Source organism: Desulfitobacterium elongatum, assembly GCF_055378975.1.
The window spans coordinates 3,993,515-4,010,939 of record NZ_AP038772.1; the positions used below are offsets into that span (position 1 = coordinate 3,993,515).

At 40.3% G+C, this 17,425-nt stretch carries 13 protein-coding genes and 2 pseudogenes; 1 reads left to right on the top strand and 14 read right to left on the bottom strand.

Going from position 1 to position 17,425, the window contains the following annotated elements; genetic code table 11:
• Window positions 1-2: 2 nt before the first annotated feature.
• Both ACZ42W_RS18895 and ACZ42W_RS18900 read right to left on the bottom strand, forming a co-directional pair.
• Entirely contained in the window at window positions 3-1,208 is a 1,206-nt protein-coding gene (locus tag ACZ42W_RS18895; RefSeq protein ID WP_464166812.1) for a DUF401 family protein, read from the bottom strand.
• Between the two features lie 147 nt (window positions 1,209-1,355).
• A complete protein-coding gene (locus tag ACZ42W_RS18900) occupies window positions 1,356-1,841 on the bottom strand; it encodes a flavodoxin family protein (protein ID WP_464166813.1) in 486 nt (161 codons plus the stop codon).
• 352 nt (window positions 1,842-2,193) lie between these two features.
• On the opposite strand from ACZ42W_RS18900, the pseudogene ACZ42W_RS18905 reads away from it, so the two are divergent.
• Window positions 2,194-2,377: pseudogene (locus tag ACZ42W_RS18905) on the top strand (integrase core domain-containing protein); the annotation flags it as partial.
• 27 nt (window positions 2,378-2,404) lie between these two features.
• Here the strand turns inward: ACZ42W_RS18905 and ACZ42W_RS18910 are convergent.
• From ACZ42W_RS18910 to ACZ42W_RS18965, 12 genes and pseudogenes are all read right to left on the bottom strand, one after another.
• A complete protein-coding gene (locus ACZ42W_RS18910; RefSeq protein ID WP_464166814.1) occupies window positions 2,405-3,139 on the bottom strand; it encodes a FadR/GntR family transcriptional regulator in 735 nt (244 codons plus the stop codon).
• Between the two features lie 647 nt (window positions 3,140-3,786).
• A pseudogene (locus ACZ42W_RS18915) lies at window positions 3,787-5,021 on the bottom strand (MFS transporter).
• 174 nt (window positions 5,022-5,195) lie between these two features.
• Window positions 5,196-5,849, bottom strand: coding sequence for an ATP-binding protein (locus ACZ42W_RS18920; RefSeq protein WP_464166815.1), 654 nt, complete (start codon window positions 5,847-5,849; stop codon window positions 5,196-5,198).
• A gap of 260 nt (window positions 5,850-6,109) precedes the next feature.
• Window positions 6,110-7,291 carry a mandelate racemase/muconate lactonizing enzyme family protein gene (locus ACZ42W_RS18925; protein ID WP_464166816.1) on the bottom strand — a complete coding sequence of 394 codons (1,182 nt, stop codon included), beginning with the start codon at window positions 7,289-7,291 and terminating at the stop codon, window positions 6,110-6,112.
• 89 nt (window positions 7,292-7,380) lie between these two features.
• Complete coding sequence (locus ACZ42W_RS18930; protein ID WP_464166817.1) at window positions 7,381-8,565, bottom strand: mandelate racemase/muconate lactonizing enzyme family protein; 1,185 nt, start codon at window positions 8,563-8,565, stop codon at window positions 7,381-7,383.
• Between the two features lie 64 nt (window positions 8,566-8,629).
• Entirely contained in the window at window positions 8,630-9,949 is a 1,320-nt protein-coding gene (locus ACZ42W_RS18935; protein WP_464166818.1) for an MFS transporter, read from the bottom strand.
• A 440-nt stretch (window positions 9,950-10,389) separates the two neighbouring features.
• Window positions 10,390-11,325, bottom strand: a complete 936-nt coding sequence (cysK, locus tag ACZ42W_RS18940) for a cysteine synthase A (protein WP_464166819.1) — start codon at window positions 11,323-11,325, stop codon at window positions 10,390-10,392.
• Window positions 11,326-11,496: 171 nt separating this feature from the next.
• The gene (locus tag ACZ42W_RS18945) at window positions 11,497-13,221 is read right to left on the bottom strand and encodes a sulfate adenylyltransferase subunit 1 (protein ID WP_464166820.1); all 1,725 of its coding nucleotides are present in this window, start codon (window positions 13,219-13,221) and stop codon (window positions 11,497-11,499) included.
• Between the two features lie 23 nt (window positions 13,222-13,244).
• Window positions 13,245-14,045, bottom strand: coding sequence for a sulfate adenylyltransferase subunit CysD (gene cysD / locus ACZ42W_RS18950; RefSeq protein WP_464166821.1), 801 nt, complete (start codon window positions 14,043-14,045; stop codon window positions 13,245-13,247).
• 137 nt (window positions 14,046-14,182) lie between these two features.
• Window positions 14,183-14,497, bottom strand: coding sequence for a 4Fe-4S dicluster domain-containing protein (locus ACZ42W_RS18955; RefSeq protein ID WP_464166822.1), 315 nt, complete (start codon window positions 14,495-14,497; stop codon window positions 14,183-14,185).
• Window positions 14,481-16,208 carry an adenylyl-sulfate reductase subunit alpha gene (locus ACZ42W_RS18960; RefSeq protein ID WP_464171089.1) on the bottom strand — a complete coding sequence of 576 codons (1,728 nt, stop codon included), beginning with the start codon at window positions 16,206-16,208 and terminating at the stop codon, window positions 14,481-14,483. Before ACZ42W_RS18960 ends, ACZ42W_RS18955 begins: the two co-directional genes overlap by 17 nt.
• Before the next feature lie 137 nt (window positions 16,209-16,345).
• Complete coding sequence (locus ACZ42W_RS18965) at window positions 16,346-17,416, bottom strand: sulfate/molybdate ABC transporter ATP-binding protein (RefSeq protein ID WP_464166823.1); 1,071 nt, start codon at window positions 17,414-17,416, stop codon at window positions 16,346-16,348.
• Window positions 17,417-17,425 lie beyond the last annotated feature (9 nt).

Here is a 17,425-nt window from a genome sequence, read left to right on the forward strand (position 1 = left end):
ACCTATTGAAATAAATATAAAAAGTAACAATATCCAGAAATAATTATTAAAAACATAACCATAATAGGAATAGTTCTTTTGACCAAGTCTAAAAATGATGTGTTGAAATGCACAGTTACTATTGCTAAACAAATATGAGTTGGAGAAATTTGCATCGCCATATATGTTAAACACATTAGCAATATCATTAGTGCTAAACCTCCATAAGGTATAGCTGCAAATGCTAAAGGCATGCTTATTGCTATAATTGCTTGTGAACCTGCAATCATAGTTCCAACTATGAAAATAAGGGAAAATATAACAACCGTTGGAACGGGCAACCCTCCAAATGCTTGTGGTAATTTATTTATTACACCTGTGTATGTTAAAACATCCTTAAACATCATAATAATCACAGTACTAATTAATAACTTGGATTCAAATGCGCTAATAAACATAGGCGCTACTTCCTTAAAAGAAAATTTATTGATTATGAAGCTCATTATAATGACTGGAATGACGCCTATGTAAACTTGGCATTTGAAAAAAAGTATAATTACGATTGTTAATGCAATTGTCCATAAACTACGTATCAAATTTTTAGCATCTTCCTTTTTGTCAATTGAATCTGGCAATCCCGTTTCTTTTGGTATCTTTCTCACATAGAACAAATATCCTAATAAGAATAAGATTAAAACCATTGGTAGCATACCCACTACAAAAGCAGTCATGTCAACACCTGATAATTGCAAAGCTAAAATAATCGATGAATAGGTAGGCAGAAAAGCTTCTGATATATGCCTGAAATAGCTAGTAATAAATGTTTTATCTTCCTGACTAATAAAATCTCCACCTGCATTATCCACAATTGGAGCTGCTATGATAATAGAACCTACTGATGGTAATAGCCCGATAATAAAAGGTGCAAGCATTGCATTAACTCTTCGACTATTAAACATTCCACTCAATGACTTTTCTGCTAGAAATAAATGATCCCTCTTTTCAAGCATTCTCTGCAAAAAAGTAATGGAATAGAACGATAAAACCAAAGAGATTGTTACTTGACTAATGCTCGAAAGACCCATTATTTTCAAAGTTTGTATAATACCCACATTAAAAAATATACTTATTCCTATGATACCAACTAAAATTGAAATATATAGTGGCTTTTTAAATTTCATTGCCACAATAATCATAATAAATACCAATAAAATTTTTATTAAATCCATAGGTACTTCTCCTCGTCAAAATACAGTTTATTGTTCTAAAGATTATTTAGTCACACAATTTTCCTGACCCATACCTAACCACTAATCTCAAACAATAATCTCACGGATTTCAGGTCCGTGAGATTATAAGCGAACACTTAATCTAGTTTAGCTAAACAGTTCAACGCTCTTTTTAGCTAATCGCATCCCAAATATTCTTGCCCTTTCTTTCTGGTCTTCATCACCCTCTTGAATGCACACAGGACCATAGTGAATAAAAGGCTGACCCTCAGCAGCACCAGACGAATAGATTAACATCCCTTTTACCAACAACTCTGCAATCAATCCTAGCTCTGTTACTTCTGCTCCACCACCTATATAATCGGCTGTAGCAAAAACGGCCCCCAGTTTTCCACCAAACTTGATTGTTCTAGATGTATCCAACCATTGTTTTATTTGCCATGAAAAGGTACCAGCAATAGTCGGGGAGCCAAAGATAATCGTTTTAGCCTCCATTATGAATTCATTATCCACGTCCTCGATCGACATACATTTCACTTCCACATTTTCAATGCTATTAGCACCCACCGCAATAAGTTCTGCTACTTTTTTGGTATTTCCAGTCTTGCTGTAATAAACGATAGCGATTTTCATAAAATCCCACTCCTTCAATCCATGATTTTAAACACTATTTCTAAGTATAGAGAAGACAGGTTGTTATACAAGAAACACACTTGAACGCCATCAAGCTTTGATATTGCCTACACCACTGCCTGCCGAAGGAAATTTATTAAGGCGTAAAGTGACTGCCAACAGGTATGTAGTTAATAATGGCAACCTTTTTGCTTTTAGTTGTATGATATCTAACATCTTACAAGTATAATATTGTTTTTTCGGTTTATTATCAATAAGGAACTTTCGACAAATTCTGTAATCATTTGTTGTTACCGCAGCGATCCAGCACCTGAATACCCGTCGCAACAAAGGTCTTATCGTTTGTACACATGGAGCAGTATCGAGTGTAAGTAGAGAAGGTAACCTTATGATAACGACTTAATGGAATCATTTTATAGGACGATAAAAAGAGAGCTTATTCAGATGCAAATTTCGAAACACCTGAACAAGCTCAACAAGAAATCTTTAAATATATTGAATTATATTACAACACAAGGAAAATGCATTCCTCATAGAATTGCTTAACTTTGTGTCCAGTTTTTTCAGTCTTGTACACAATCCACTTTAACAGATTTGTTTATATACATTTGCCTTTTACTTTCAATCATTCTCAAGTAAGCTTGAAGACACACTTCCTCATTTCTTTGTTTTAAACCCGTTAGTATTTGACCGTGTTCATCCGACTCTTCATTTATCAAATCTAAACTTTCCACTGAATCTTTAACGACAGCATTAAAGTGCGGGAATAAAATACTTGAAAGTGCTTCAAATAGCTCCTCAAATATTTTATTCTGTGACATTATAAAAATCTTATTGTGAAATTGGTAATCTTCTTTATAATATTCATCAAAATTATGATCATCTTGAGCATTACGCATTTTTCTATATATAACTTCAAGTTCACGTATACTCTCATCACTGGCTCTATCGATACTAAGCTTTATGGCTTCGGTCTCTAATGCTCGTCTTAATTCCAGAATTTCTATTTGGTATTCTGGTTTTACAATTAAAGGGACAAGTTCGTTCATGTATACACTGGGTGAAAACTCTTTAACAAAAGTACCTTCACCTACCCTGGCCTCGAGTAATCCCAGAGTCACTAGTTTTTGTATAGCGACTCTTATAGACATCCTACTAACGCCAAATAACGTGACTAATTGATTTTCGGATGGAATTTGCTCGTTTACTTTCCATGTATCGTTAAGAATACGCTCCTTTAGCTGGGTATAAACTTGATCAGATATACTCTCTTTAATTATCTTCTTAATTACACTCATTTCAATTAAATTCCTCTTTTTTAGATTGTTAGTTGTCATACAGATATATTTTACACTCTTTATTTTTAATTACCAAGATATTTTAAATAATATTTTAATAATTAGTTGTACTAAGATTAAATGGTGTTTACACAATATTACTCCCCATAAAACCATTGATATTGTAAGTCAGGTTGTGGTATGGCTAATCTCCTCGTTCCAAAAGCCATTTGCTCTAGAGGTTCGTGGTTTAATCCGAATATGTCGGTTGTTGCGCTTTAGGACATTGTAAACACCACAATCACTAATCTGGACTCCATATTAAGTTAATATATTGACAAAAAAACAACAAAAGAAATGCCATGCAATAAAGCTTGAATAGGCATTTCATACACAGGGGGTGTTTTTTTGCATTTATCTTATTTTATAAAAGGCATATTGAATTTTCATTGACGCCTGACTGGTATAATTATTTTAACCGGTTCCTTGCAGCAAAGACGAAAGTTGCGTTCTCAAGCGGGATACACCATGCCGCATTCATAGACTGTGACCTATAATATCTAAAAGAATATAAAAATCAGCCTTAATACTGTCCTTGCCACTGAAAATTATTCCAGTAAAGTTAGGCTGGTGAGAGTAATAAGTTTCAGTGGTTGCTTAGACTCCTCCTAAGTTTGTTTTACAGCTTGTGAAGAGTTAGTGGTTGCCTCAGCCCGAGCAATAGTACCCAATTCAGGTAGGAAGTGGGTCATTACTCCTAATAATAAAAACGATAAACTACTTAGCCCGAACAAGATGCTGAAGTTTGAGCCAGCCAACGGTGTGATGATAAAAGCTGGGATAATGAATGCTCCAGAAAGTTGAAGAGTAGCGATCATTCCACCAGCCGTCCCGGCATAGGCGGGGCCAATCTCAGGAAGCAGCATTGGAAAGGCCAACAGTAAAGGTGCACTGATTCCCATTAAGATCCCAAGACTGAATAATGTTACCCACATGATCACCCCAGAAGGTACAATCCAAGCAGCATACATAGTAATTGCTCCAAAAATACATACAGGGGCCAAAAAAGGTTTAATTTTACCGACACGGTCGGACATAGCGGGTCCAACGACGTTACCAAGCATTGTTCCAATTGTCACAATTGAAGCTAATAATCCCGCTTTGACTGGGTCTACCCCACGTACAGTGTTTAAAGCGTTGGGTAGGAATCCACTAAAGGCCATATACGAGCCTGTGAAAAACATCATTCCTAAGCCGACTAACCAAACGCTTTTACTCTTGGCAACGACGCCTAAATACTTACTTACAGGCATAACCGGCAGCTCAGGTGCCCCTTCGGGCTTAACCTTAATAAGGACCATCCAGGCAATCCATACCGCGAGCTGAATATTCCTGCAGTGACAAAGGCGCTTTTAGTGGATGGAAATATCGAAGATGTTGCTAAAGCCACTGATATACCAGTGGCAGCCGAAGAAAAGTAGATTCCCATGGCGGTTCCCATCTTCTCCATAGGGAACCACGCTCCAAGTAACTTGGATGCATTAGCATTAAGTAAGCATGGACTGAGTCCAGTTAAGAACATCATAATAAACAGTGTTGTGAAGTTGGTGGCGGTATAACGGAAATACACTCCGACTACAGAAAAAGCAAAAGCTACTGTGACAACTCGTTTCACGCCGAACCGATCTGCCAGTGAACCTGCCACAAGACTAAGGAATACTGCGGGCAACGTGGGAGCAGACATAATCAAAGAAAACTGTGAAGATGACAAATGTAAAGCAGGGATAATCTTAAAAGCCAGAGCTGCAACTTGGAATTGTGCAAGGCATCCGATGAATGTAGTAAACCACATTGCCATCAGAATCACCCAACGATAAGGCTCTGCTTTTGGCGTAATATTCATGAGTTATTGTCACCTCTTTAAAAGTATTTTACCCATGACTTCAAGGTACTTTTGTAAAAAATACCACCATAAATTCGTCAAATATGCTCTTGTTGGACCACTGATCGAATGGCTTCTACGATGGAAGTGTTGAAGATCTGGTCCGGAGTTAACACAATACTATACTATTCGTTCTTATCTTCTCAATTTTAATGAAATCGCATTGGTTGGACATTTAGTTAAACATAATCCGCATCCATAGCAATGTTCCTGATAATATTTAACAGTGTCCATCTGTATTTGAGCTCCAAAATGGCATCTTTCAACGCACTTGCCGCAGTTTATACACTTTTCTTTATCAACTTCGACGATGTAATCAGAATGTGAAATAATATCTGGACGTTTATACATTTTCATTATTTGCAGATGGCCGCAACAACAATCACAGCAACTACACACAGCGAATACGTGTTGTTCAGGGTTATAAAGGGTTAAATGAACAAGTCCACATTCATTTGCGATCTTAAGTATTTCAATCGCTTCATCTAATTCTATGCGTTTTGCCCCTCCATCGCTAACAGCTTTATCCGCATAATCATTTATCACCAAACATACTTCAACTGGATTATCACATCTTTTATATTTCGTTCTGTGAAAACAGTTTTGTAAAGCAAAAGACCTTGCACTTCGTATAATTTCGATTGCTTGGCTAGTTGGAAGTACCCACTCTAAACAATCTAATGATTCATGGATTGGAATGACCTTTGAAGCAACCTTGCCTTGTGACATCAATGAATCAATTATTTGTAATTTATTTTCTAAATACTCATCTCTACCATCAAAATCCATAATTAGCCCAACCTTTTAACTACATTAGTCTGAACTTTTTTAACAGATCAAAACTGTTGCGACTATACATAATCCTCTTTACCCCTGATTTGGGGCTTTATCCTTAGCTTACTCTACACATCGTGATTCAAGGGCTGAAGCTCCGATTGTGCAGAGCTCTAGCACTTCATAGAATTTCCACATTTCTTCATATTTTAATACCATAACATTAGCTTGGCTGTGGAAAAGTATACACTCTCGAACAGCCAAGCACTTGATTTTTATTTAATGGTGACTTTATCAGGGCTCTTAAATACTTCTTCAGTAAATTCATTGCCTATGCCAGGACGCTCAGAGGGCGAAATATATCCATCGACTGGCTGATTGTTGTATAGGGTGATGTTGTGATTAAAATTTAATCTGTGGCAAACATGATGCTCATGAATGACAAAATTGGGGATAACCGCTTCAAGATGTACCGCTACATCGGTTGAAAGCGGACTAGCGCAGACATGTGCCTGAACACTAACGTCATAAGTATGAGCCATGTCGCATATCTTTTTAGCTTCCGTTAGGCCACCGCAATTGCCGATATCCGGCTGAATCACCTGAATTGAGAGATTCTCAAAATAGGGGGCATACTGCCATCTGGAGTATATCCTTTCGCCCGAGGCAATCGGGATATTTACCTTGTCATGGATGTATTTTGTCAACTTGGGAGTAGGTGTGTTGGGCTCCTCAAAATAGAAAATGTTGTATTTCTCAACAGCCTGACCCAGCTGAACTGCAGAAAGAGCATCAGGATACGAGTGATTTTCCATAATAATGTCTACATTTGGCCCAACGGCTTCGCGGACCGCCGAAACTCTCTCCTCAATCAGCTCAACATAATGAGGTTTCAACAATCGTGTTTGTTGTTCAGGCCCAAGCGGTGTGCCGTCTCTGTCGGTGTTGAAGAAATCAACCTTTATGGCATCGTACCCTTCGGCTACTGCTTTCCTAGCTGCTGCTGCATAATCCTCGGTGCGATAAAGCATTTCATTAATATCCTTATTTTCTTCCCACCCTGCCTGTAGCTGGCTTGCATAAGCGCGGAGCTTATCTCTCTTCTTACCGCCCAAGAGTTTATAGAGAGGAGCATTGAAGAATTTCCCTTTAATATCCCATAAGGCAATGTCTAGGGCACTTATGCCAGCGAATATTACCGGACCGCCATTTTGTCCCCAAAACGTATTCTTGTAGAGTTTTTCCCATATAACTTCGTTGTCGAGGGGGTCCATACCAATTATCAGGGTGGCTAAATCCTTTATCATTCCAAAAGCGGCAGAGGAACCGATTCCGTAACTTAATGCAGCCTCACCATCTCCATAGATTCCCTCATCGGTATAAATACGACAAACGATTGGGCGCCACATTGGGCTCACAGTTTTAATTTGAACTACATCTACGCTTGTTATTTTCATATACCCCACTCCTTCCACCATTTAGTACCAATGACTTCAGCTTGGCTGTGGAAAAGTATACACTCTCCAACAGCCTAGCACTTGATTCTCTATTTCACTGTAAATTTATCAGGGCTCTTAAATACTTCTTCAGTAAATTCATTACCTATGCCAGGGCGCTCAGAGGGCGAAATATATCCATCGACTGGCTGATTGTTGTACAGGGTGATGTTGTGATTAAAATTTAATCTGTGGCAAACATGATGCTCATGAATGACAAAATTGGGGATAACCGCTTCAAGATGTACCGCTACATCGGTTGAAAGCGGACTAGCGCAGACATGTGCCTGGACACTAACATCATAAGTATGGGCCATATCACATATCTTTTTAGCTTCAGTTAGGCCACCGCAATTGCCGATATCCGGCTGAATCACCTGAATTGACAGATTCTCAAAATAGGGGGCATACTGCCATCTGGAGTATATCCTTTCGCCCGAGGCAATCGGGATGTTAACCTTGTCATGGATGTATTTTGTCAATTTGGGAGTAGGTGTGTTGGGCTCCTCAAAATAGAAAATGTTGTATTTCTCAACAGCCTGACCCAGCTGAACTGCAGAAAGAGCATCAGGAAGCGAGTGATTTTCCATAATAATGTCTACATTTGGCCCAACGGCTTCGCGGACTGCCGAAACTCTCTCCTCAATCACCTGAACATAATGAGGTTTCAACAATCGTGTTTGTTGTTCAGGCCCAAGCGGTGTGCCGTCTCTGTCTGTGTTAAAGAAATCAATCTTTATTGCATCATACCCTTCGGCTACTGCCTTCTTAGATGCTGCTGCATAATCCTCGGTGCGGTAAATCATTTCGAAAGAATCCTTGTTTTCTGGCCATCCCCCTAGCTGTAACTGGCTTGCATAAGCGCGGAGCTTATCTCTCTTCTTACCGCCCAAGAGTTTATAGAGAGGAGCATTGAAGAATTTCCCTTTAATATCCCATAAGGCAATGTCTAGGGCACTTATGCCAGCGAATATTACCGGACCCCCGTTTTGTCCCCAGAACGTATTCTTGTAGAGTTTTTCCCATATGACTTCGTTGTCGAGCGGATCCATACCGATTATCAGGGTGGCTAAATCCTTTATCATTCCAAAAGCGGCAGGAGCAGCGATTCCGTAGCTTAATGCGGCCTCGCCATCTCCATAGATTCCCTCATCGGTATAAATACGACAAACGATTGGGCGCCACATTGGGCTCACAGTTTTAATTTGAACTACATCTACGCTTGTTATTTTCATATACTCCACTCCTTCTTTTGTTTTTATATCTAGTAAAATAGCGGGAAGAAACATTTGAACTCGATCAAACGTTGATCTTACCTGCATCGCCATCCACTGAAGATGATTTTTTAGTGCGTAAAGTAATTGTCAGCAAGACTGCAACAAGGGCAGCAGCGATCTGGAACATTAACACTCCTGTGGTGCCTAAGGTTGACGCTTTAAGTTGACCTACGATGAGATTTCCGGAAAAGCCGCCAAAACTTGACATGGAGTTAATAATTGCAACACCGATTGCCGCAGCCTCTCCAGTAAGGAAGATTGTTGGAATGGACCAATAAGGTCCGTAGAAAGCAGCGTTTCCTATTCCATTTACGATTAGACCAATAATTTTAATATTAACGTTCGGTGATAATGCAATCATAGCCAGTCCAATAGCCGAAACAACCATCGGAATCGCCGTATGATATATTCGTTCCCCTGTCTTGTCTGAATGATTGCCCCAGAAAAGCATGCAAACTAATCCTGCTAATGGCGGCAACATCATGATATAACCCACTATGGAATTGCTATATGTCGCGGAGAACTCCTTAACAAAAGTCGGCATCCAGAATCCAACCGTTTGTGTCATAATCTGAACGCTCATGTACGCGAGGGCAAAATGCCAAATTTTACCATATTTAAATACTTTGCCGATACTGAAGTGAGCCGTTTCAGTTTTCAATGCATCTTCTGCATTAATCTCATTTACTAACCAATCCTTTTCTTCCTGATCAAGCCATTTTGCCTCCTGGGGCTTGTTCGTGAGCATTAAGAAGCACCAAATTCCACCAAAAACAGCCAGTAAGCCTTCAATCATGAATACCCATCTCCAGCCGGCCTGACCCATCCAGTGGATATTGTCCATGATCAGCGTAGCAAGAGGAGCTCCGATCATGCCAGCAATAGGTCCAGAGATAAAGAAAATTGCGATAACCCCAGCTCGATATCTTGTTGGGAACCAATAGGTGAAGTAATATATCATTCCTGGAAAGAAGCCCGCCTCGCAAACTCCAAGCAAAAAGCGGAGTATACTCACATGTGTAAAGTTTTGAGCCCAAAACATTGCGCAGGTTACAAGTCCCCAAGTGACCATAATGCGAGCCATCCATATCTTGGCCCCTATTCGGTGCATAAACATATTGCTGGGCACCTCGAAAAAAAAGTAGCCGACAAAGAACATAGATGTCAGGAGACCGAATGCAGAGGCTTCAATCCCCAAAGCTTTGTTCATATCCAGGGCAGCAAAGCTAAGATTACTTCTATCGATAACATTGACCATATAAAGGAAGACGCAGAAAGGTAATAATTTCCATTTGACCTTGGATATTGTTCTTTTTTCAATCGCAGATGAATTCAAGATCATAATTTACAACTCCTTTCAATTAAATCGATAATGGAATACTCCTATAAAACTCTTTACAGACCCACCTCGCTTTCTTGACAGCCCTATCACTTGGGTAATTTTAGTCCTCAGTCCATTTGATAGTTATTCGCTGTCAGTTGTATAACAACTTACATCTCACAAGTAAATAGTATGGCTTTATCAGTAAAGTATCAACAAGAATATTCCGACAAATAGCATTAAGATTTGATGTATTAAGTAAATTAATGGGTTAAAAAAGATATAAGGGCAAGCCGTTCTTCTTTTTCCGGCTTGCCCTTATATCTTTTTTAAAAAGTTTGTTTGAGCTTTTACGATTGCTACATTACACGAAGTAAATGTTTTGTATCTGTACCAAAATAGGGAACACATAAAGGTTCCCTATGCAAGAGTTCTATATGCTAGTGCCAAGCTCCTAAAACTTAGCTTTCTTGGAATAGTACGGTTGATAAATATCTTTCTCCAGTATCCGGGAGAAGTACAACGATTGTTTTTCCTTTGTTTTCAGATCTTTTAGCAATCTGGGTTGCAGCGAATGCTGCTGCACCAGAGGATATCCCTACAAGTAGACCTTCTGATTTCGAAAGCTTTCTCGCAGTCTCAAAGGCTTCATCATTCTTAACCTTGAAGATTTCATCGATAACAGACGGATCAAATACAGCGGGGACAAATCCAGCACCGATTCCCTGAATCTTATGCGGTCCAGGATTGCCTCCAGATAATACAGGAGAGTCAGTAGGTTCTACAGCGATGATCTTAACATTAGGATTCTTCTTCTTGAGAACTTCACCAACGCCTGTTACAGTCCCACCTGTTCCAACTCCAGCGATGAAAATATCAACTTGTCCGTCGGTATCTCTCCAGATTTCTTCTGCAGTCGTTTGTCTATGAATCTCAGGGTTAGCTGGATTATTAAACTGTTGAGGAATAAATGAATTCTCTATTTCAGCAGACAATTCCTCTGCTTTTTTGATGGCACCCTTCATACCGTCAGGACCTGGAGTTAAAACCAATTCAGCTCCTAAGGCTTTAAGAAGATTTCTTCTCTCCATGCTCATGGTTTCAGGCATAGTCAAGATAAGTCTATATCCTCTAGCAGCAGATACAAAGGCCAGGGCAATACCCGTATTTCCACTTGTTGGTTCGATAATAACCGTATCCTTTGTGATTAATCCCTTATCTTCAGCATCCTTAATCATCGCATAACCAATTCTGTCTTTAACACTGGATAGAGGATTGAAATACTCAAGTTTGGCTACTACTTTTGCATCTAACTCATTCACTTTATTGTAGTTAGACAGTTCCAATAGAGGGGTATTACCTATAAGATCGGTTAGACTTTTGGCGATTTTCGACATAATAATGTCCTCCTTCAAATTCTTTCCTGATATTTCTCAAATATTTCACTTTGAATATTACCCTAGTATTCTTATATGTTTTATTGTTTTTATTTTAATACCCTATGAAATAAATGTCAATATCTAAAAATACCTCCTTTTAATTATTACCCCAGTTATTTATTTTAATTTTTAAATTTCAAACTCAAGTGTGTATAGATTCACTACTTCTCTATTCTTAATTTCACGATTCTTCATGAAATCAAACCATCGATTCGCGAACTCAGCAGTTTTTGCAGCCTGCTCTATCCGCAGTTCAAAATCATTTTTGAATCTCTTGAAATCCTCTTCTGAGGCCACTTTTATAAGTGAACCCTTGCTTTCAATCAAATCAAATGAGCCATACTGATATTCATGAAAGGAGACGATCTCTTGTAATACCGATTTTCTGATCCTCGCTACCCTTCTTGATTCCAGATTTACTATATCCAAGTTCTCGGGGTAGGAATAGGTTCCCCCAATTACTGGTAAGACGTCACCTACACTAAAAACACCCGTTTTCCCAGGAATCTTTCTAACGGTTCCCTCTGATAGGATAAAGTAGTATTCATCAAAGCAGTGAACTGTCATTTCCAGACCTTTATGAACGAGAGTGCACGCGGTCTGAATTCCTTTTTCCATTCTAGAAACGATTCCGCCACCGCTCACATCATATCCTTCAACGAGAACAAATCGGCCTGTACTCTGGTTATTCTTAAATTCATCAAAACATAGGGCTTCCTTCGTTTTGATGGTCACATCGGCGACGTCATTCGTCTTGACTTGATTGGCATTTTCTATGGTTTCTAAGGTAGATGCGTCAATCACTTTATTCACTGTAATGATTTCGCATTCTGCTTCCTGGGTTGCCAGCTTCAATTTATATTTCTTACCTTTGACCAGGGGATTCTTACCCATCCAGAACAGATTTGCTCGAAATACCTCGGAAACATAAGGTGCATGTTCTTTATGCGTAATGAATTCTCCTCTTTTGTTGAAAAATTCATCCTCTACAGTTATACCCACAGACATCCCAGCATATACAGTCTCCGTTTTATCACGGTCCTGCCAATATTCGATGGTCTTAACTTTGGTTACTTTATTGCTCGGGGAAATAAGAATCTCGTCTCCAACGTTTAAGCTTCCGGATTCAATCCTTCCCGCAATAATTCTTCTCTCGTCAAATTTATAGACATCCTGGATTGGGAATCGTAAGGGTTTATCCTCCACTCCCTTATCCTTTTCTATCAGATCGATAGCCGCAAGAACGGGTTCTCCCTTGTACCAAGGCATCATGACCGATTGCTCGGTCATATTTTCTCCATGGAAGGCTGAGATAGGGATATACTTCAGCGGATAGACATGGAGATTATTAAGAAACTCGTTCATTTCAAGCTTTATCGCATTGAATTTTGCCTCAGAATAATCAATGAGATCCATCTTGTTCACCAAGACATAGACCTTTTGTATTCCCAGAAGAGAAAGGATATAGCCATGCCGCTTGGACTGTTCCTGGACTCCCTCTTTGGCGTCGACAATGAGAAGTGCTGCTTCCGCATTCGCTGCACCCGATATCATGTTTTTTAAAAATTCCTTATGACCCGGTGCGTCGATAATGACATAATCTCTTTTTTCCGTAAAGAATTGAAGTTGAGTTGTATCGATGGTGATACCCTGTTTTTGTTCTTCTTCGAAAGCATCGAGAAGATAGGCGTATTCAAAGGGCTTTCCCTTCTCTTTACAGGTCTTCTTAACCCTCTCGATTTTTCCTTCTGGAACAGATTTTGTATCATAAAGCAGTCTTCCGATCACCGTGGATTTACCATGATCCACATGCCCGACCACAACTATTTTTAGAACTTCCTTACTGTTTTCCATTTGTTGACCCTCCATCACCTTTATCACATATATCCATCTTTGCGTAATTTTTGCATGGCATAAGCATCTTCCTGATCCTGTGCTCTTCCTGCACGTTCACTGACCTTGGTATTCTTTAATTCTTCTACAATCTCAGCTACTGTCGTCGCATTCGAGTCAATCATCCCTGTACACGGTGCGCAGCCCAGGCTTCGATACCGTTTTCCGTCCTTGGCAAAATAGAGATCAACCAAGGGGATATTTTCTCTTCCGATATAAGCCCAGATATCGATCTCATTCCAATGCAGGATGGGATGAACCCGAATGTGATTTCCTTTGGGGAAATCCGTTTTAAATTGATCCCAAAGTTCAGGTGGCTGGTTGGTATAATCCCATTCAGAGTCTTTATTTCTTTCACTAAATACCCGTTCTTTCGAACGTGACCCCTCTTCATCTCTTCTGATTCCTAAAATAAGCCCTTCAAACTCATATTTAGTGACGACCTGCTGAAGACCGTCTGTTTTGAGCGCCTTACAGCAGACAAGCCTGCCGTGCTCAGGTCCCATCCCCTCCTTAAGGGCTTCTTCATTCTTGTGTACGATGAGGTCGATATTATATTCCTTGGCAATCTTATCTCTGTATTCGATCATTTCCGGAATCTTATAGGTGGTATCCACATGGATGAACCGGAAAGGGCAATGCCCGAAGAAGGCCTTTTTGGCAAGCCACATCATAACGGTCGAGTCTTTACCAATCGACCATAACATCCCCAACTTGCCAAACTTTTTGTAGGCTTCTCTTAAAATAAAAATGCTTTGGGCTTCCAAACGGTCTAAATGATCCATAGTTTATCTCCTCTTTCTTATTCTCTAAGGATTTGTATCGATACACTCTGTGCTAAAAGGTCTGCTTTGTTCAACGTTAGTTCAAATTTAACTGGATAAATCTACTCGTTGTGGTGCCGACAGCGGTATGGGGGGGACTAGTATCTGTTTGATTCCTGCTGATTGATTGTAATGACCTGTTCTTCTCCATCCGCTTTAACGACATGCCAATATAAAAATTGCTTTTCACGTTTGGTGTAAAGTGTTGTACCTTTTCCACCGATATCTGCACCAAGATAGTACGTTATGGCCCCTATCTGACACTCCTTTAAGCAGGCCGTACACCCCCAGCAGTCACGAGGATACCTAATGTAAGATTTGGCATTCTCATCCTTATATAAAAGATTTCCTGGGCATACCTTCAAGCATTTCCCACACCCTGTACACTTATCTCGATCAATCTTTATGCTCATATATCTCGTCCTTCTTTACCAAATCTCTAAGCATAATCCTGATTTCCCCGTCTTTTTGATAGGAGTTCACATACCTCAGCCAGTTTTCATCATCTTGTAGCGGATAATCCGCATATTCATGAAAGCTGTGCCAACGGGTCTCTTTTCTGGCTTCTAAATGTTTTATGAGTACCTTACACACAGTTAAGCGGTCCACGACTTCATAGATAAGCATCAGTTCATGTAAATCCGTCGCTCTTAAGGCCGTGCTCAATTCAAGGAGTTCCTCAATTCGGCATGCAGCAATCCCAAGCTTTTCAGAATTCACGACATAACCTGCAGAAATCCCCCCTGCATATTCATCCATAACTTTCTGCATGGCCTCTTCGACTTCCTCAATGGAATAAAGACTCTGTCCACTTTCCAAAAAAGTGTTAACTTCTTGAAGCTTTCTTTCGATTTCTTCTGTGCTGCCTTTAAGGCTATTTTCTTTTTCACTGGCTTGATCGTTATCTTCTCCATCACGTGATCCCAGTACATATTCCAAAGCCGAAAGTGCGGCGATCTCACCCTCCACAAAACACCCTGTGACGTATTTTTGCGGACACCCACCAGCCACATCTCCTGCAGCATATAAGCCTCCAAGGGTCGATGCCCTATGGGTATCGACCCAATAGCCGCTTGCCGTATGTCCACCCACGATATAGGGCTCCGTCCCTTCAATCTCCACATTTTCTACTGCTGGACCTTTTCCATTGTTTAACCAGCGAAGCGTTTGAGACGGAGCCATATTTAAGTAAGCCTTATAGAGCTCCTGCTCTTGCTCCTTAGTCACTCCTTTAGTTTTTAAGTAGCAAGGCCCTCTCCCGTTTTTGTTTTCCATAACGGTAGAGTATAAGCGGTTAGAGGTTTTGGGTACCCCATACTTCTTTTCATACTCCTCCCCGAGGCTGTTGACCTGTTCCGCACCCACACCCTGAGCGATCGTACCGGTGGGAGCGATCGTGTCCTTACAGCGAAGAGCAATAAATCGCATCTCAAAGGTGGTCATTTCTGCGCCAGCTCGAATCCCCATTGCATATCCCGCTCCTGTATTAAAGGGGGGATACCACATTTTGTGCCTCGAAAAGCCGGGATTATTTGGCATATAAAGCCCTGCCGCACCGCCAGTTGCACAAATGACAGCCTTAGCATAAATGACATAGAAGGTATTCTTTTCAATCGAGAAACCATATGCGCCAATGACTTTGCCCTCTTTGAGAATATAATCGATAATATTTACTCGGTTTAATACCTGAACATTTTCCTGATGTTCTACAGCGCTCGCTAAAATCGGTTTAATATTTTCCCCATTGATTTTTATATTTCTATGCCCACGGGCAACATAGTCGCCCTTCGAGTCCTTGAGGATGACAAGACCCAGGCTTTCCAGTTTGTGTGTCACCCTGTTCAAACCTTCAGCCATAGTAAGAACCAAGTCTTCCCTTACGATTCCTTCTGCATCCTTTTTTGCGTAATTCAAATAAGTTTCAGGTGTCTGTCCTTTGACGATATAAGCATTTAGGGCATTAACCCCTGCCGCCAGACAGCCGCTGCGTTTGATATTTGCTTTTTCAGCAATAATGATTTTAGCGTCCGATTGTTCGGCAATTGTGAGCGCTGCATAGCAGCCTGATGTCCCGCCACCAATGATGAGGATATCGGTCTTTAATATAATGGGTTTTAATTTCATACTCATAACAACCTTCTTTTTACAAGCATCTATAACTATCCGCCCTTTTACACAAGTACAGTAAATATTCCATCGCTATTACTTCCTTAACCGCAATTTCCTGATCAGGGATAACCTCTTTACGGATGTCCCTAGGATTAAATCATGTAATCTTCTGGAATAAACATCCTATAGTCTCTAGGTCTCAGATAGACTTTCTGCTTCTCCTTCAAACTCAGATCCTTATAAACTTCTTTGCTAATTTCGGCTTCGATGTAAGTCCCATTATCTAAGCGCTTTAATTCTAGATTGACAATCGGTCCAACCGCCCTGATAAAGAGAATCTCAGCCTCGATAAATTCTTTTCCCGCTTCGACACTAACCTCGATATCGTGCGGACGGATATAGCTTACAACATCCTTATCATTTGCACGCATATCTTCTGGAACATCCAGTTTTAATGATCCCAACTCCACTTTCCCGTCATGCACTCTGCCATGAAACAAATTGACATTACCGAGAAAGTTATAGACAAAAGGATTCGCTGGGTTATCATAGACTTCCTCAGGTGTACCCATCTGCTCTATCTTACCTTGATTGAGAATGACAATTCGGTCAGCCACATCGAGGGCTTCCTCCTGATCATGGGTGACGAAAACACTGGTAATCGGATATTCATCATGCAGCTTTCTGAGCCATCTGCGGAGGTCTTTTCTGACCTTTGCATCTAACGCGCCGAAGGGCTCGTCAAGCAGTAGAACCTTCGGCTCCACTGCCAAAGCTCTGGCTAGGGCTATCCTCTGACGTTGCCCCCCTGAGAGCTGTACAGGATAACGCTTAGCTAACTCCTCCATTTTAACCAAGCCGAGCAGTTCAGTGACTTTCTTTGCGATAACTTCCTTACTCGGTCTCACTTTGGAGGGCCTAACTTTTAAACCAAAGGCGATGTTGTCAAAGACAGTCATATGCTTGAAAAGAGCATAATGTTGAAATACAAAGCCGACTTTTCTGTCTTGTGTGCTTTTTGACGTGTTATCTTCCCCATCAAAGATAATGCTTCCATCGTCGGAGGTTTCCAATCCAGCGATGATTCTTAAGAGCGTCGTCTTGCCTGAACCTGACGGTCCTAATAAGGCAACCAGCTCACCGGTATTAATCTTTAAGTTAATATCCGATAACGCACTAAAGGAATCAAATGTCTTTGAAACATTTATTATTTCAATACTCATAACAGTCCT

Coding starts and splice junctions, on each gene's coding strand:
- ACZ42W_RS18895 (WP_464166812.1), bottom strand. CDS start 1,208: ATGGATTTAATAAAAATTTTATTGGTATTTATTATGATTATTGTGGCA.
- ACZ42W_RS18900 (WP_464166813.1), bottom strand. CDS start 1,841: ATGAAAATCGCTATCGTTTATTACAGCAAGACTGGAAATACCAAAAAA.
- ACZ42W_RS18910 (WP_464166814.1), bottom strand. CDS start 3,139: ATGAGTGTAATTAAGAAGATAATTAAAGAGAGTATATCTGATCAAGTT.
- ACZ42W_RS18920 (WP_464166815.1), bottom strand. CDS start 5,849: ATGGATTTTGATGGTAGAGATGAGTATTTAGAAAATAAATTACAAATA.
- ACZ42W_RS18925 (WP_464166816.1), bottom strand. CDS start 7,291: ATGAAAATAACAAGCGTAGATGTAGTTCAAATTAAAACTGTGAGCCCA.
- ACZ42W_RS18930 (WP_464166817.1), bottom strand. CDS start 8,565: ATGAAAATAACAAGCGTAGATGTAGTTCAAATTAAAACTGTGAGCCCA.
- ACZ42W_RS18935 (WP_464166818.1), bottom strand. CDS start 9,949: ATGATCTTGAATTCATCTGCGATTGAAAAAAGAACAATATCCAAGGTC.
- cysK (WP_464166819.1), bottom strand. CDS start 11,325: ATGTCGAAAATCGCCAAAAGTCTAACCGATCTTATAGGTAATACCCCT.
- ACZ42W_RS18945 (WP_464166820.1), bottom strand. CDS start 13,221: ATGGAAAACAGTAAGGAAGTTCTAAAAATAGTTGTGGTCGGGCATGTG.
- cysD (WP_464166821.1), bottom strand. CDS start 14,045: ATGGATCATTTAGACCGTTTGGAAGCCCAAAGCATTTTTATTTTAAGA.
- ACZ42W_RS18955 (WP_464166822.1), bottom strand. CDS start 14,497: ATGAGCATAAAGATTGATCGAGATAAGTGTACAGGGTGTGGGAAATGC.
- ACZ42W_RS18960 (WP_464171089.1), bottom strand. CDS start 16,208: ATGAAATTAAAACCCATTATATTAAAGACCGATATCCTCATCATTGGT.
- ACZ42W_RS18965 (WP_464166823.1), bottom strand. CDS start 17,416: ATGAGTATTGAAATAATAAATGTTTCAAAGACATTTGATTCCTTTAGT.